Annotated in this window: 14 protein-coding genes and 1 tRNA gene; 12 read left to right on the top strand and 3 right to left on the bottom strand. The window is 71.0% G+C overall.

From position 1 onward, the window contains the following. The 12 genes from C1I98_RS20090 to C1I98_RS20035 all read left to right on the top strand — a co-directional run. Positions 1-966: WD40 repeat domain-containing protein (locus tag C1I98_RS20090; protein WP_199537065.1), on the top strand; the 966-nt coding region annotated here is incomplete at its 5' end. 66 nt (positions 967-1032) lie between these two features. Beyond that, the gene (eno, locus tag C1I98_RS20085; RefSeq protein WP_111168972.1) at positions 1033-2310 is read left to right on the top strand and encodes a phosphopyruvate hydratase; all 1278 of its coding nucleotides are present in this window, start codon (positions 1033-1035) and stop codon (positions 2308-2310) included. 73 nt (positions 2311-2383) lie between these two features. Then, positions 2384-2770 carry an FtsB family cell division protein gene (locus C1I98_RS20080; RefSeq protein ID WP_111168971.1) on the top strand — a complete coding sequence of 129 codons (387 nt, stop codon included), beginning with the start codon at positions 2384-2386 and terminating at the stop codon, positions 2768-2770. Positions 2771-2804: 34 nt separating this feature from the next. Continuing rightward, entirely contained in the window at positions 2805-3335 is a 531-nt protein-coding gene (locus C1I98_RS20075; protein WP_111168970.1) for a DUF501 domain-containing protein, read from the top strand. Further along, positions 3332-4249, top strand: a complete 918-nt coding sequence (locus tag C1I98_RS20070; protein ID WP_111168969.1) for a Ppx/GppA phosphatase family protein — start codon at positions 3332-3334, stop codon at positions 4247-4249. Before C1I98_RS20075 ends, C1I98_RS20070 begins: the two co-directional genes overlap by 4 nt. A 168-nt stretch (positions 4250-4417) precedes the next feature. Beyond that, entirely contained in the window at positions 4418-5803 is a 1386-nt protein-coding gene (locus tag C1I98_RS20065; RefSeq protein ID WP_111168968.1) for a hypothetical protein, read from the top strand. Positions 5804-5890: 87 nt separating this feature from the next. Then, positions 5891-6700, top strand: a complete 810-nt coding sequence (locus tag C1I98_RS20060; protein WP_111168967.1) for a uracil-DNA glycosylase — start codon at positions 5891-5893, stop codon at positions 6698-6700. Between the two features lie 100 nt (positions 6701-6800). Continuing rightward, the gene (locus C1I98_RS20055; RefSeq protein WP_111168966.1) at positions 6801-8129 is read left to right on the top strand and encodes an NAD(P)/FAD-dependent oxidoreductase; all 1329 of its coding nucleotides are present in this window, start codon (positions 6801-6803) and stop codon (positions 8127-8129) included. 546 nt (positions 8130-8675) lie between these two features. Further along, positions 8676-8748, top strand: a tRNA-Leu gene (locus C1I98_RS20050). Positions 8749-9295: 547 nt separating this feature from the next. Next, on the top strand, positions 9296-10078 hold the full coding sequence (locus tag C1I98_RS20045) for a Bax inhibitor-1/YccA family protein (RefSeq protein WP_111168974.1): 783 nt from the start codon (positions 9296-9298) through the stop codon (positions 10076-10078). Between the two features lie 204 nt (positions 10079-10282). Continuing rightward, positions 10283-10507, top strand: coding sequence for a DUF4287 domain-containing protein (locus C1I98_RS20040; protein WP_111168973.1), 225 nt, complete (start codon positions 10283-10285; stop codon positions 10505-10507). An 85-nt stretch (positions 10508-10592) separates the two neighbouring features. Then, positions 10593-11003, top strand: a complete 411-nt coding sequence (locus C1I98_RS20035; protein ID WP_111168965.1) for a PPOX class F420-dependent oxidoreductase — start codon at positions 10593-10595, stop codon at positions 11001-11003. Between the two features lie 2 nt (positions 11004-11005). Here the strand turns inward: C1I98_RS20035 and C1I98_RS20030 are convergent, their stop codons facing one another. The 3 genes from C1I98_RS20030 to C1I98_RS20020 form a co-directional block, all read right to left on the bottom strand. Then, positions 11006-13255 carry a polysaccharide lyase 8 family protein gene (locus tag C1I98_RS20030; protein ID WP_111168964.1) on the bottom strand — a complete coding sequence of 750 codons (2250 nt, stop codon included), beginning with the start codon at positions 13253-13255 and terminating at the stop codon, positions 11006-11008. A 15-nt stretch (positions 13256-13270) separates the two neighbouring features. Continuing rightward, positions 13271-14488, bottom strand: coding sequence for an acetyl-CoA C-acetyltransferase (locus C1I98_RS20025; RefSeq protein ID WP_111168963.1), 1218 nt, complete (start codon positions 14486-14488; stop codon positions 13271-13273). Positions 14489-14605: 117 nt separating this feature from the next. Next, a partial coding sequence (locus C1I98_RS20020; RefSeq protein ID WP_111168962.1) for a PQQ-binding-like beta-propeller repeat protein occupies positions 14606-15941 on the bottom strand: 1336 nt, incomplete at its 5' end.

Genomic DNA, 15941 nt, shown 5'->3' with positions numbered 1-15941 from the left:
CCCACCGGCCCCCTCACCGCGAGCCCCCGCTTCGGCCGGCCGAGCACGGTCTACACCCGCCACTCCGACGAGGTGACCACCCTGGCCACCGCCCGCCTACAGGGCCGCGACGTCACCGTCAGCTCCGACCGCAACGGCCGGATCATGGTCTGGGACCTCAAGAGCAGCGCCCCGATGGGCCAACAGTTCTTCGTCGGCGCGGAGGTCTTCGGCGAGATCGAGGTTATCGACCTGAACGGCCGCCCCACCGGCGTGCTCGGCGGCTACGACGACGCCGTCCACGTATGGGACCTGGCCACCGGCAAGCCGGTCAGCGTCTTTCGCGGGCACACCAGCGATGTCACCTCGGTCGCCATCACCCACCTGTCCGGCAGGCCGGTGGTGGTGTCCGCCGGCCCCGGCGGCACCCGCCTGTCGGACCCGGTCACCGGCCGGCAGGTCGGCGGCGTGATGCTCGGCCACAGCGGCGGCGTCCTGTCGGTGACCGTCGCCGAACTGCGCGGCCGGCAGGTCATCGTCACCTCCGGCGCCGAGCGGGACGGCCGGATCATGGTCTGGGACGCGGCGACCCAGCAGCGGATCGGCCCCGCCTTCCGCAGGCCCGGCAGTCAGAAACTGGTCGCCAGCGTGGTGGCGGGACGCCCGGTGATCGCGATGGAGAACGAACAAACGATCACCGTGCTGGACCTGGAGACGGGAAAGCCGCTCCACAAGCCGCTGCGCGGCCACGAGGCCCCGGTGTCGGGGCTCGCGGCGGCCACGCTCGGCGGACATCCGGTGCTGCTGTCGTCGAGCTGGGACATGTCCGTGCGGGCCTGGGACCTGGCCAAGGGCACCCCGCTCGGCCGTCCGATGCACGAGGCGGAGGACTGGGTGCTCGACGTCGCCACGGGCCGGGTGGACGGCAGGCTCGTCGCGGTGGCGGCCGTCCAGGACGGCACGGTCCGGACGTGGTGGCTCGAATAGAACCACGCCGAGCGTGTCGATAGGCTGCTCACCGCCAACCCGTACTTCCGAACCAAGGAGCGCTTCGTGGCTGCCATCGAGGCCGTTAACGCTCGCGAGATCCTCGACTCCCGGGGCAACCCCACGGTAGAGGTCGAGGTCCTGCTGGACGACTACAGCACCGGCCGCGCGGCGGTGCCGAGCGGTGCCTCCACCGGCCAGTTCGAGGCCGTGGAGCTACGCGACGGCGACGAGCGCTACGGCGGCAAGGGCGTGGAGAAGGCGGTGCTCGGCGTCACCGACGAGATCGCCCCCGAGATCGCCGAGCTGGACGCCGTGGACCAGCGGCTGGTCGACCAGACGATGATCGACCTGGACGGCACCGACAACAAGTCCCGGCTGGGCGCCAACGCGATCCTGGGCGTCTCGCTCGCCGTGGCCAAGGCCGCCGCCGACAGCGCCGATCTGGAGCTGTACCGCTACCTCGGCGGCCCGAACGCGCACCTGCTGCCGGTCCCCATGATGAACATCCTGAACGGCGGAGCGCACGCCGACACCAACGTCGACATCCAGGAGTTCATGATCGCGCCCATCGGCGCGAGCACGTTCTCCGAGGCCGTGCGCTGGGGCGCGGAGGTCTACCACACGCTGAAGGCCGTGCTGAAGGAGAAGGGCTACGCGACCGGGCTGGGCGACGAGGGCGGCTTCGCCCCCAACCTGCCCTCCAACCGCGACGCCCTTGACCTGATCATGGTCGCCATCGAGCGGGCCGGCTACACCCCCGGCGAGGACATCGCGCTGGCCCTGGACGTGGCGGCCACCGAGTTCCACTCCGGCGGCACCTACGCCATCGACGGCAAGGCCCTGACCGCCGACGAGCTGATCGCCTTCTACGCCGACCTGGTCGTCTCCTACCCGCTGGTCTCCATCGAAGACCCGCTGGACGAGGAGGACTGGGCGGGCTGGAAGTCCATCACCGACTCGCTGGGCGCGCGGGTCCAGCTGGTCGGCGACGACCTGTTCGTCACCAACCCCGAGCGGCTGGCCAGGGGCATCGCCGATGGCGCGGCCAACGCGCTGCTGGTCAAGGTCAACCAGATCGGCACCCTCACCGAGACCCTCGACGCGGTCGAGCTGGCCCACCGCAGCGGCTACCGCTGCATGATGAGCCACCGGTCCGGCGAGACCGAGGACGTCACGATCGCCGACCTGGCGGTGGCCACCAACTGCGGCCAGATCAAGACCGGCGCGCCGGCCCGCTCCGACCGGGTGGCCAAATACAACCAGTTGCTGCGCATTGAAGAACATCTGGGAGATTCCGCCCGCTACGCGGGTCGCGCCGCCTTCCCGCGTTTCACTCGCTAGCGTTGGGGGCGGCGGCCCGGTCTGGGCACGGGCCGCCGCCCCCAGGCGGGGCCGAGCGCAGGGAGGGCAGTGCATGAGCAGGCGGCCGCAACTGACCGGGCGGGCCGCGGTGCTCGCGGTGGTGGTGTGCGCGATCGCGATGAGCCTGGCCTACCCGGTCAGGGAGTTCATCGCGCAGCGCCGCCAGATCGCCGAGTTGCAGCAGCAGCAGGCCAAGGAGCTGGACGCGCTGGGCAAGCTGCGCGAGCGCGGCAAGCAACTGCAAGATCCCGACTACACCATGCGGCAGGCCAGGGAACGGCTGTTCTACTGCGAGCCGGGCCAGAAGTGCTTCGTCGTGATGGACCGCGGCAAGGAGCCCGCCGCCCGCAAGCCGGGGCGCGCCCCCAAGCCCAAGGCGCCGTGGTACGAGTCGCTGTGGAAGTCGGTCGAACTGGCCGACCACGGCGTCTCCCGGTGACCTCCCCACAGCTTTCTGCACTGGAGGACGGCCCATGGCCGATCGAGACGACGACATCGGCGCGGCGGAAGACGTGGTCGAGCGCCAGCTCGGCCGCAGGCCGCGGGGGATGCGCGGGGTGGCGCACCGATGCCCCTGCGGGCTGCCCGACGTGGTGGAGACCGCGCCGCGGCTGGCCGACGGCTCGCCGTTCCCCACGCTGTACTACCTCACCTGCCCGCGGGCGGCCTCGGCGATCGGCACGCTGGAGTCCTCGGGGCTGATGCGCCGGATGCAGCAGCGGCTGGCCGAGGACCCGGACCTGGCCGCCGCCTACACCGCCGCGCACGACGACTACATCGCCCGCCGCGACGCCGCGGCCGAGCGCGACGGCCTCGCGCCGCTGCCACGCGGCACGCAGAGCGCGGGCGGGATGCCGGACCGGGTCAAGTGCCTGCACGCCCTGGTCGCGCACGAGCTGGCCGTACCGGGGGCCAACCCGCTCGGCCGCGAGGCCCTTGACCTGCTGCCGAAGTGGTGGGCGGACGGTCCGTGCGTACCACCCGAACCAGAGGAGGCTTCATGACCCGCGTGGCCGCCGTGGACTGCGGCACCAACTCGGTGCGGCTGCTGGTCGCCGACGTCTCCGGCGGCACGCTCACCGAGATCGAGCGCCTGATGGAGATCGTCCGCCTGGGCGAGGGCGTGGACCGCACCGGCAGGCTGGCCCCCGAGGCGCTGGCCCGTACGTTCGCCGCGATGCGCGGCTACGCCAAGCTGATCGCCCGGCACGGGGCCACCGAGGTGCGCGTGGTGGCCACCAGCGCCACCCGCGACGCCGAGAACCGCGACGAGTTCCGGCACGGCGTGCGCGAGATCTTCGGCGTCGATCCCGAGGTGGTCACCGGGGCCGAGGAGGCGGCGCTGTCCTTCGCCGGCGCCACCAGAGACCTGACCGGCCACCCGGGGCCGTTCCTGGTGGTCGACATCGGCGGCGGCTCGACGGAGTTCGTCGTCGGCCCCTCGCCCACGGGCGCGCTGTCGGTGGACATCGGGTGCGTACGCCTGACCGAACGGCACCTGAAGGGCGGCGACCCGCCGTCCGCCGAGGCCGTGCGGGCGGTCACCGCCGACATCGACCGGGCGCTGGACCGGGTCGAGGCCGAGGTACCGGTCCGCGCGGCGAGCACGCTGGTGGGCCTGGCCGGGTCGGTCACAACGGTCGCCGGAATCGCGCTGGGGCTTCCTTTCTATGACCCCGAACGGATTCACCATTCATTCATCGCCGGCCGTGACGTGCACGAAGTCACTCTCCGTCTCCTGGAAAGCACCCATCAAGAACGCGCGGAGTTGCCCGTGATGCATCCGGGCCGGGTCGATGTCATCGGCGCGGGCGCGCTCATCTTGGACCGGATCGTCACCCGTTTCGGATTCGCTGATGTGGTGGTCAGCGAGCATGACATTCTCGACGGTATCGCCTGGTCACTGGCCGGAGTGTGACACTCTGTAGACGGCCGGCGCTTTTGGTGGTAGTTGAGCGGTTATCGCGTTTGTGGTTAAGTTGAGAGGCTTTATCGAAGCTTTGCCGTGGGGCCCGGCACAGCTCCGTGTCGGGGCGGCAACCGTTTCGCGAAGCACTCTTTTCTTATCCGAACGGAGCATGCCCTCATGAAGTCCACCGGTTTAGTCCGCCGGCTCGCCGCGCTCGGCGCGGGCGTGGCCATGGCGGCGACCATGGCCACCGGGGTGCTCGCCTCTCCGGCGGCCGCCTCTTCCAGCAAGTCATCCGCCAAGCCGAAGGTCTCGGCGACCACCCCCAAGGCCTCTCCCAAGCACTACGAGGGAGAGTGCCCGGTCGAGATCACCTTCTCGGCCAAGGTGAAGGTCAAGGCGGTCAAGAAGAAGACCACCGTCGTGTACCGCTGGCTGCGCGGCGACGGTTCCAAGAGCAAGATCAAGTCCTACCGCCTCACGGGCAAGGGCACCAAGCACCTCACGCTGAAGGAGCAGGCCACCTTCAGGCGCGACACCAAGGGCTGGCAGCGGCTCCAGGTGCTGTCGCCGCGCAAGGTGACCACGGCCAAGGGCTACTTCAGCGTCGACTGTGAGGGCCGCCCGCCGGTCCACCACGACCCGCAGTACGTGCGGACGTACGTGAACGTCGAGCCGGACCGCTACGTCGGCGAGTGCACGCCGTACACCCGGATCGGCGCGAAGGGCGTCATCACGGTCGGCCGCCCCGCGTGGGTGCGCTACCGCTGGGTCCAGAACGGCCACGTCGTGGACTACGGCAAGACCAAGGTCTACGACAGCAAGCGGGTCTACCACTCCTTCAAGGCCCGTGACACCCACCGCGGTTACGTGGCGCTGGAAGTCCTGTCGCCCGAGTACTCCAAGGCCAAGGACCACTACAGCGTCCGCTGCGAGGACGAGCGGCCCGAGCCGCGCGTCAGCGCGCGGGTCAGCGGCCCGTCGGACTACGCGGGCACCTGCCCCGTGGCCCGTACCTTCAACGGCAGCATCAGCGTCAACACCGGCCGTACCGCCGTCGAGTACCGCTGGGCCGGTCCCGGCTACCGCGGCCCCGTGCAGCGGGCGTACTTCCGGCACGCGGGCAGCGAGTCGGTGAACCACACGGTGCGGGTCGGCGAGAGCGACAAGGTACACCGCTGGATCGAGATCCTCGGCCCCGGTGACGAGCGCTCCAACACCGCCTCCGCGCGGGTGCGCTGCGCCTCCGAGCCCGACGCGAAGGCCTGGATCGTGAGCCTGTCCAACACCGCCGACAAGACCACCTGCAACGATGAGACCGGTCCGTCGGTCAAGCACGTGGCCAAGGTCCGCGTCACCGGCGCGACCACCCTGTCCTACCGCTGGGAGGTCAACGGCTCGGCGTCCACCGAGATCGAGCGTTCGGTGAAGGGTCCCGGTGTCGAGTCCCTGGCCTGGGGCAGCGGCCCCGACAAGGGCGACACCACCAAGGGCACGGTGCGGCTCGTCCTCACCGCCCCGAACGGTGACACCGCGAGCGAGACCTTCAGCCACACCTGCTGACACCTGCCGGCACGGCTGAACGAACGACCAGGGCGCGGCACCCCCTCGGGGGCGCCGCGCCCTGCGTTTGCTGGCACGATCGTCTCCATGAGTTCCGTTCCGCCGGGCAGCGGCTGGCCAGAAGACCCCGCCACCGCCGCGACGCCGGTCGCCCACGACCCCGACGACGTCGTCGCGCTGGCCGCGGGCGGCGACAGCCCCGCCGAGCTGGCCGCGCGGCAGTCGGTGTGCCGGGCGTGCCCGCGGCTGGTCGCCTGGCGGGAGGAGGTCGCCGACGTCAAGCGGCGGGCGTTCGCGGGGGAGACCTACTGGGGGCGTCCGGTGCCCGGCTGGGGCGATGACGAGCCGCGGGTGCTCATCGTCGGGCTGGCCCCGGCGGCGCACGGCGGCAACCGCACCGGCCGGATCTTCACCGGCGACCGCAGCGGCGACTGGCTGTTCGCCTCCCTGCACCGTACGGGCCTGGCGGCCATCCCGACCAGCGTGCGCGCCGGGGACGGCCAGCGACCGATCGGGGCCAGGGTGATGGCGGCGGTCCGCTGCGCCCCGCCCGCCAACAAGCCGACCCCGCAGGAGCGGGCCACCTGCTTCCCGTGGCTGGCCAGGGAGCTTGAGCTGGTCGCGCCGGGTGCCAGGGTCGTGGTGACGCTCGGCGGGTTCGCCTGGCAGGCGGCGTGGCCGGCGTTGCGCCAGGCGGGGTTCGCGCTGCCGCGCTCGCGTCCGCCGTTCGGCCACGGGGCCGAGGTCGAGATCGCCTACCGCGACGCCCCGGTACGCCTGATCGGGTGCTACCACCCCAGCCAGCAGAACACCTTCACCGGCAGGGTCACCGAGCGGATGCTCGACGACGTCTTCGCCCGTGCCGCGGCCCTGGCCGGCCTCGCGACCAGAGAGTGACGAACATCGCAACCCTCCGGTTGGCATCGACGGATAAGTCGGGCGTAAGCTTGTGAATGCATTCACAAAGTAGGGCCAGTGCGAGAGGTGGGCACCCAAGGTGAACCACGACCCGAAGCACATCCTGATCATCGGCGGCGGCTACGTCGGCCTCTACACCGCGCTGCGCCTGCAGCGCAGGCTGCGCGGGTCACTGCGGAACGGCAGCGTGCGCATCACGCTGGTCGACCCGCAGTCCTACATGACCTACCAGCCGTTCCTGCCGGAGGCCGCGGCCGGCAACCTCTCCCCGCGCCACGTGGTGGCCCCGCTGCGCCGGGTGCTGCCCAAGGTCCGCATCGTCAACGGCAGGATCACCAAGCTGAACCACGACGGCCGCACCGCGACGTTCGAGCCCAACGAGGGCGCGGCCCGCGAGATCGGCTACGACATCGTGGTGATGGCGGCGGGCTCGATCTCGCGCACGCTGCCGATCCCCGGCCTGACCGACATCGGCATCGGCTTCAAGACCATCGGCGAGGCCATCGGCCTGCGCAACCGGGTCCTGAGCCAGCTCGACGTGGCCGAGTCCACCGAGGACGAGGAGATCCGCCGCAAGGCGCTGACCTTCGTCGTGGTCGGCGCGGGCTTCGCCGGCGTGGAGGCGCTGGCCGAGCTGGAGGACATGGCCAAGGACTCCACGCGCTACTACCGCAACATCGCCCCCGAGGACCTGCGGTGGGTGCTCGTCGAGGCCACCGACCGGGTGCTGCCCGAAGTCGGCCCGGAGATGGGCCGCTGGACGCTCGGCGAACTGCGCGGGCGGGGCATCGACGTACGGCTCGGCACCCGCCTGGAGTCGTGCGTGAACGGTCATGTGGTGCTCTCCGACGGCGACACCTTCGAGGCCGACACCCTGGTCTGGACGGCCGGCGTCAAGCCCAGCCCGGTCATCAACGCCACCGACCTGCCGGTCGACGAGCGCGGGCGGGTCAAGGCCACCACCAGGCTCACCGTGGCCGGCCACCCGGACGCCTTCACCGCCGGCGACATCGCGGGCGTGCCCGACGTGACCAACCCCGGGCAGTACTGCGCGCCCAACGCCCAGCACGCGGTGCGCCAGGCCAAGGTGCTGGCCGACAACATCGTGCGCAGGCTGCGCGGTGAGGAACTGCTGGAGTACCGGCACAAGTACGTCGGCTCGGTCGCCGGGCTCGGCCTGCACGAAGGCGTGGCCAACGTCTACGGCATCAAACTGCGCGGACTGCCCGCGTGGTTCATGCACCGCACGTATCATTTGTCCCGGGTACCTACCCTGAACAGGAAGGTCCGCGTCGTCGTGGAGTGGACTCTCGCGCTGTTCTTCAAGAGGGAGACCATCTCCCTGGGCGAGATCCATCGCCCGCGCGATGAGTTCCGCGCCGCGGTCGCCGCTGACCGCCGTCGCTGAACGGGATATCATTCCGCACGCCGTGCCCCACGTCCCGCGGGGCGTGGGCGGCGTGTGAGGGGAGAAGATGGTGGGGCTGTCGCCGACGAGCGCGCTCGCGCCCTGCCGTACGGCGAGCCGCCCCTTCTCCCTTCCCTTCGTTGCCTCTGCCATCGCCGCCGGGTGTCGGCATGTTCGGCCTTTGACCGGAATCCGAGGAAAGTTCTGGATGTCCAAGGCCGGACACTCTCAGTACACCCTGGGCGGCGTTCGGGTCACCCTTTACGGACCGCCGCAACTGGTCACCATTCATGCCCGTGACCGCGGTCCGTGCCACATTCCGCACCGGGGGCGCCGGCCGTGCGCCCTGATGCGCGCCGATCGGCCCGCTACCTGCGACGCCTTACACCGCAGCGCGGACATCTGCCACTAAACCGCGCCAAGGGGTCTCCACTTGACCCCTGGTGGCTTTAGACTTCGTCCGTAATCGGCGTTACGTCATCTCCTGTGACCCCTGATGCGAAACTGTGCTCCTCTTATGAGTGGTCCATTACGTATGATTGCGGCGCCCCCGTAGCCCAATGGCAGAGGCAAACCCCTTAAAAGGGTTGTAGTGCGGGTTCGAGTCCCGCCGGGGGCACCTCTGCTGAAGCGTCTGAGAATCGACGCTCACGTGCGCATTCGTACTAAGACGCGAGGTTGAGTCACCTTCGCCCACTCGTTTGGACGCCACCGGGATACCGTCGCTCGTAGCGCAACGTACGCTCCTCGTCGCGGAAATAGATCGGCCCAGGTAAACCGAATGACTTTCTGTCGGTCGCGGCGTCGCGTTGCGGGTTCTTCATCAATTCGTCTCCGCGCCGACCTCACCCCGTTGTAATCGGACACGACCCTGGAAGGGGCGGCCAGGGACCGCAGTGACGGCGGTGACGTAAGTGGCAGAACCGACGTCATGGATCACACCGTTCGACCGCTTGGAAACTTCCCGCTCGGGCCGGGAACCACCGGGCCCCGCGGAACGTTGACCAGAGCGCCCCGGCCCGACGTGCCGGGGACCGCGTCGCGGCGTCCGACGTCCGCGGGGGGTTCTACCAGGTCCACAAGTGAAGACACGATCGCTCGATAGGGCTCTGTGATGCGTGATCTACTACCCTGATCGCGTAGCCGGCCGCAGCGTGGAGGAAGCGATGGAGAGCAAGAACCCGATCTTCAGTCGGCAACGGCAGGCAGGGCGGTCATGGGGCGGCCCGACGCCGAGCCCCGAACAACTCCAGGGCATGTACGACGCCCCGGCATACGCTCCGCCGGCGCAGCGCCCGATGACGATCGACGACGTCGTGGTGCGCGGGTTCATGACCCTCGGCACGCTCGTCGTGGCCGGTGCCGCGGCATGGGTGCTCAACGTGCCGCTCGGCATCGCGATCGCCTGTGCGCTGGTCGGCGTGGTGCTCGCGCTGATCGCGTCGTTCAAGCAGAGCACCAACCCGGCGCTGATCCTCGGCTACGCCGTCTTCTACGGCGTCTTCGTGGGAGCGCTGAGCCACACCTACGAGATGTTCTTCAACGGCATCGTGCTGCAGGCGGTGCTCGGCACGGCCTTCGCGTTCGGCGCGGTGCTCGCGGTCCACTCGCTCAAGATCATCCGGGTCACGCCCAAGCTGGTCCGGTTCGTCAGCGCCGCCGCCATCGCCGCGCTCGGCCTGATGCTGGTCAACCTGATCGTGGGCTTCTTCAACGACGGCGGCATCGGCATCCGCACCGACAGCCCGCTCGGCTGGGTCTTCAGCATCGCGATGATCCTGCTCGGCTGCTTCTTCCTGCTGCTCGACTTCGACTCGATCGAGCAGGCCATCCGGATGGGCGCGCCGGAGAAGTTCGCCTGGCAGGCGGCGTTCGGGCTCACCCTGAGCCTGGTGTGGATCTACCTGGAGGTGCTCCGCTTCGTCAGCTACTTCTCCTCCAGCGATTGATCGCCGGCCCGGCGCGGAATGGCCGCTCGGGCAGGAGATTCAGTAGGAATGACCCCGCTTCGGCGGGGTCTTCCGTTTTGTGGGGGCCGGTGGGCGGCACGGAAATGATCTACGGTCCTTCAGCGAACAGATGTGACTCCGGTCTTGCCATTTGCGCGCCCATGTTGCAGGGTCGAGCAAAGGAGCTCATCCGTGGAGGTGCCCATGTCGCTGAACCACTCACCGGAGATGCAGAACAAGCTGATCGCCAGGGTCGCTACGATCACCGGGCGCGAACTCCCAGAGTGGTTCCAAGCCATCGACAACGGCCCGGCTTTCCTGCGCTGCGAGGAGCGCGCGAACTGGCTCGCCGACGAGCACGGGCTGTCCCACGGCTATGCCGCCGCGATCGTGCGCGAGCACGAGCGGCACCGCCGTCACCGCATGTAGTCGTCTCTCGATGCCCGCGCCCCGCGTTCGGCGCGGGCGTCGTTTTGAGCGGCCCCCGGCACCAGGGTTGGGCCATGATGGGGCCATGGATCTCGACAGCGCACGCGCGTTCGTGCGTGACAACAACAGAGCAGTCCTGCTGACCAGGCACGCCGACGGCCGGCCGCAGATGTCGCCCGTCACGGTGGGCGTGGACGACGAAGGACGCCTCGTCATCAGCAGCAGGGAGACCGCGGTCAAGGTGCGCAACCTGCGCCGCGATCCGAAAGCGGTGCTGTGCGTGTTCACCGACGGGTTCTTCGGCAAGTGGATCCAGGTCGAGGGCACCGCGGACTTCCTGACGCTGCCCGAGGCGATGGACGAGCTGGTCGCCTACTACCGGCGGATATCCGGCGAGCACCCCGACTGGGACGACTATCGCGCCGCCATGGTGCGCGACCGCCGGCTGCTCATCCGGATCGAACCCACCAAGGCCGGCCCCGACGTCCACGGCTGAGGTCACAGCCGGACGGTGACCGTGTGCGAGGCCCCTTCCCTGCCGGCCAACCGGCCGAAGGTGAGCGTGAGCCGCGCGCCGGTCCCGGCCCGCTCCAGCAGATCGTGGCCGCGCAGCACCCGCCGTACCGGACGGTCCCAGGTCACCGTCAGCCCGTCGAGCGCGCGGCGCGGATCGGCCACCGTCACGGTGGCCGTGCCGTCGCCGCGCTCGCGGACCAGCACGGCGCAGGGCGCCGACGCGGCCAGCGGGCCCGCCGAGCCCTCCCGCCAGAAGTTCACCGCGGTCAGGCCCAGCGCGGGCAGGTGGACGCCCTGCCGCCCGGCGGTGTTGGCCAGCACCCGCGCCCAGCCGGGGTCGGCCGCGCGGGCCCGGGTCGCGGCCCGGCTCGCGCCCGGCATCAGCAGGTGGACATAGTCCGCGTTCTCCGGGTCGGTGCCGTGGTCCAGCCACAGCGTCACGTAATCCCTGGTCACCGTCTCGGCGGTGCGGGCGGCGCGCAAGGTGCGCAGTGCGGGCCCGCCGGGCAGCACGTAACCGCCGTGCCCGGCCAGGTGCGCCCAGCCGCGCTCGATCGTCAGCGGCGCGCTGGTGCGGCGGTTGTCCACGATGGTCTCCACCGGCACGCCGTCGCTCGCGGTGATGCCCGCGCCCAGGCAGACGATCGCGTCGTCCAGGAACACCCACGACTTGAACGCATCAAGCGTGCTCTCCAGCCCGTTGAGGTGCTGGCCGACGGTCGCGTACTCCCCGTCGGTGGCACCGCCGACCCAGCGGCCCGGCGGGCAGGTGTCGCCCCACGAGCCGCCCGCGCCGTCGGGCAGCCGCAGCGTGGACACCGTCGTGCCGGGCAGGCGGTAGGGGTCGGCGGTGGCCCAGAAGGCGTCGGAGTAGTGGTCGCCGTGGCCCTCGGCCCACCAGTAGAGCATCCCCGAGCCGGTGTGCCAGCCGCGCAGGTTCTCGCCGTTGCCGTATTCGTAGTGGCCGACCCGGTGGGAGGCCATGCTGAGCGCCGCGCACCACCCCGGCCGCCGGTGTACGGCACGCGCGCTCATCGTCATCAGCCGGTGCCCGGCCGGCTCGGCGGCGGCCGGGATCGACTCATCGTCCAGGATCGCCGCGAGCCGGGCGTGGAAGGCCAGGTCACTGCGCTCGGCGGCGGGCAGCATGGGCTGCGCGGTGTCGCGTACGGCCCAGCCCTTGACCATCGCCTGCCAGCGCGAACGCTCGGCCGCCGGCGCCGACTCGGCGAGCTGCAGGATCGCGGCGGCGATCTCCCTGCCCTTGCGGTGGTCGCCGAACGCCTGCCTGGCGATCGACCGTCCGCGCACCAGGTCCATTACGAACCCGTCGTGGACGAAGGGGGCGAAGGAGCGCTCCACCGCGTCGAACACCCGCCGGTCGGCGACCGGCCACGGGGAGCCGCGCAGCACCGAGAACAACGTGGCCAGCCCGGTCAGCAGCGTCACGCCGTACGCGCCCTGGTAGGGGATGGTGGTGTGCTGGATGAACGAGCCGTCCCGGTAGAACCCGTCGCCCTGCGACACCAGCGGGAAGACCGGGGCCAGCGCGGCGGCGGCCAGCGCCGCCTTGCCGTGGTCGTCGTCCAGCATCGCGCGCAGCAGCATCACCGTGCACAGATCGACCCGGTTGGCCGCGGTGCTGGTGCCGGTGTAGGGACCGAGCACACTTTCCGGGACGAACCGATCCACCGCGTCGCGCAGCCCGGCTCGCTGCCGCGCGCTCAGGTGCGGCCCGATCAGCAGGGCCGCGTCGAGCAGCGCCCGGGGCACGCCGATCCGCCAGTGCCACCAGTTTCCGACCTCGTCGGCGTCGGCGGAGTAGACCCGGGCGCGGTAGTGGTCGATCCCGGCGGCGACCGCCGCGGCCAGCGCCGCGTCACCGGTCAGGCCGGTACCCGGCAGCACGTGGGCGCGGGCCATCGCCCGCAGCCGCGTCGGCGTGGCGACGAACGACGGGAACGCCTGGTCGGGCCAGAGCCACCCGTCGGCGGGGGCCATCGTGTCGCGGTACCCCGCCACCTGCGCGCCGAGCCGGGCCAGCCTGGTCCGGTACGGCTCGGCCGCCGGATCGAACGCCGCCCCCGCCGTCACCGCGAGCCAGCGGCGGCGCAGCGCGACGAACGAGGTGTCCGGGGCGTGCGCGGGCGGCGCCGGGAACAGCGCCCCCAGCGCGCCGGCCGCGCCGAGCGCGCCGAACCGGAGCAACAACCGCCTGGGATGGCCGCGCACCCCAGGATCATCCCACTAGGACAGCCGCTCCAGGATCATCGCCATGCCCTGGCCGCCGCCCACGCACATCGTCTCCAGGCCGATCGTCTTGTCGTGGAAGCGCAGGCCGTTGATCAGGGTCGAGGTGATCCGGGCCCCGGTCATGCCGAACGGGTGGCCCACCGCGATGGCCCCGCCGTTGACGTTGAGCCGGTCGAGGTCGATCCCCAGCTCCCGGTAGGACGGGATGACCTGCGCCGCGAACGCCTCGTTGAGCTCCACCAGATCGACGTCGTCGATCGCCATCCCGGCCTTCGCCAGCGCCTTGCGGGAGGCTTCGACCGGGCCCAGGCCCATGATCTCCGGCGACAGCCCGGTCAGCCCGGTGGACACGATCCTGGCCAGCGGGGTGATGCCCAGCTCGGCCGCCTTGGTGTCGCTCATCACGACCACCGCCGCCGCGCCGTCGTTCAGCGGGCAGCAGTTGCCCGCGGTCACCGTGCCGTCCGGGCGGAAGGACGGCTTGAGCGTGGCCACCTTCTCGTACGTCGTGCCGGGCCGCGGCCCGTCGTCCTTGCTCACGACCTCGCCGGAGGGCAGCGTCGCCGGAGTGATGTCGCTCTCCCAGAACCCGTTCGCCAGCGCCTTCTCGGCGAGGTTCTGGGAACGGACGCCGAACTCGTCCTGCTCCTCGCGGGTGATGCCCTTGAGCTGGGCGACGTTCTCCGCGGTCTGCCCCATGGCGATGTAGATGTCCGGCACCTGGTCGTCCTCGCGCGGGTCGGACCAGGTCAGCCCGCCCTGCGCGAACCTGGAGGTACGCGCGCCCGCCTCCTCGAAGACCGGGTTGTGGGTGTCGGGCAGCGAGTCGGAGTTGCCCTTGGTGAACCGCGACACGCACTCCACGCCCGCCGAGACGAACACGTCGCCCTCACCGGCCTTGATGGCGTGGAAGGCCATCCGGGTGGTCTGGAGCGAGGAGGCGCAATAGCGGGTCAGCGTGGTGCCGGGCACGCCGTCCAGGCCCAGCAGGGTGCTCACCACCCTCGCCATGTTGAACCCCTGCTCGCCGCCGGGCAGCCCGCAGCCGAGCAGCAGGTCGTCGATCTGGGCCGGGTCCAGCTCGGGGACCTTGGCCAGGGCGGCCGTGACCATCTGCGCGGTGAGGTCGTCCGGGCGGATGCCGGCGAGCGATCCCTTGAAGGCGCGGCCGATGGGCGAGCGTGCGGTGGCGACGATGACTGCCTCGGGCATGGGGCTCTCCTGGTGTGGTTCGGCGCTCTGATGCGGAGATTACCTCGCGGATCCGTGGTCGTCCCGGCCGGGGGGCCGGTGAACAGAACATTGTACTGCGCGGCTCGGATGGCGCGCTCAGCCGTACATTCCGGGGGCGGACACCGCGCCGTCCTTGATGCCGTGCAGCGCGCCGCGCTCGTCGCGCCACAGCCGCCAGCCGTCCTGGCTGCCGGTGAACCACGGCGGCGGCGCGGCCTGGCCCTCCGCGCGTTTGCCGGTGCCGAGGTCGTACTCGCACAGGGCCGCCACGGAGTAGAACCCCGGCGGCTGGCCCTTGATCGGCAGCGGCTTGGGGTCGGTCACGCAGAACGACCAGGCGCGCTGTTTCTCCTGCTTGGCGGCGCGGCCGGTGGCCAGCTCGTAGGCGGCGCCCTGCGCGCCGTGCTTGAGGAAGCCGATGCGGTCCATTCGCGGCGGGAAGGCCAGCCACCAGCCCGACCCGGGAGCGTCGCCCACGCCGACCTGGCCGAGCACCCGCCCGGTCGCCGGGTCGAGCCGGGCGAAGCCGCCGTAGCGGCCCTGATCGTCCACCGGGCGCACGATCGGGGCGAAGCCGGGGTTGCCGCTCGGATAGACGCGTACGACGCTGGGGCGCATCCAGTTGATCGAGCCGTCCTCCAGCCGGACGGAGAAGAGGCCGAAGGCGGAGACCTTCCGCTTGCGCGAGTCAGGGTAGGGGGCGATATATCCGACGAGGTCGTCTTGTGCGGCCCCGAAGGCCCATCCGCCCGACATGTCCACTCCCTCGCCCAGCGCCCGCTCCACCGGCTGCTGCCAGATGACCTTCCTGGACTTCAGGTCGTAGCTCTCCAGCACCGGATGGCGGGCCAGCCGCAGCAGCACCACCCGCGTGGCGTCGGACCACTCCACCTCCGCGATGCCCGGCAGCTTCCACAGGGTCCTGCCGGTCGCCGGGTCGAGCATCACCGTGCGCGCCGCGGCCGTCGCGGTGTGCTCGGTCAGGCACAGGTACGGGCCGCAGCTCTGCGGCCCGAACGACGAGTGGACCGGGCGGCTCCAGCGCGGGCCGCCGGTGCGCGCGTCACGCGCCACCAGCGTGGCGTGCCACCTGCCTTTTTGGGCGGGCGGGTCCAGCGACGCCACCACCGTCTCGCCCTTGCCGGTGGTGACGGCGGCGGGCGGGGCCACGCCCATGCCGGGCAGCCGGCCCGCCATCGTGGCCGGGGCCGTCCACAGGCGCCGCCCGGTGGCGAGTTCGGCGGTGAAGGTCTCCATGCCGCCGTCGGGCCGCAACGCGGTGGCGGCCAGCACCCCTCCTGCGGTGACGATCCGGCTCACCGCGTTGACCTGGCCGTTGGACCAGGTGGGGGCGGCCTGGGTGGCGGCGTCGCTGCCGGTGCAGCCGGCCAGGGCCAGCACGCCCGCGAGCGCGGCGGCGGGTCCCTTGCGA

Source organism: Spongiactinospora gelatinilytica, assembly GCF_003236385.1.
GTDB classification, from domain to species: domain Bacteria; phylum Actinomycetota; class Actinomycetes; order Streptosporangiales; family Streptosporangiaceae; genus Spongiactinospora; species Spongiactinospora gelatinilytica.
Note: the sequence above shows the minus strand (reverse complement) of the source record. Positions and strands in the feature narration are given on the sequence as shown.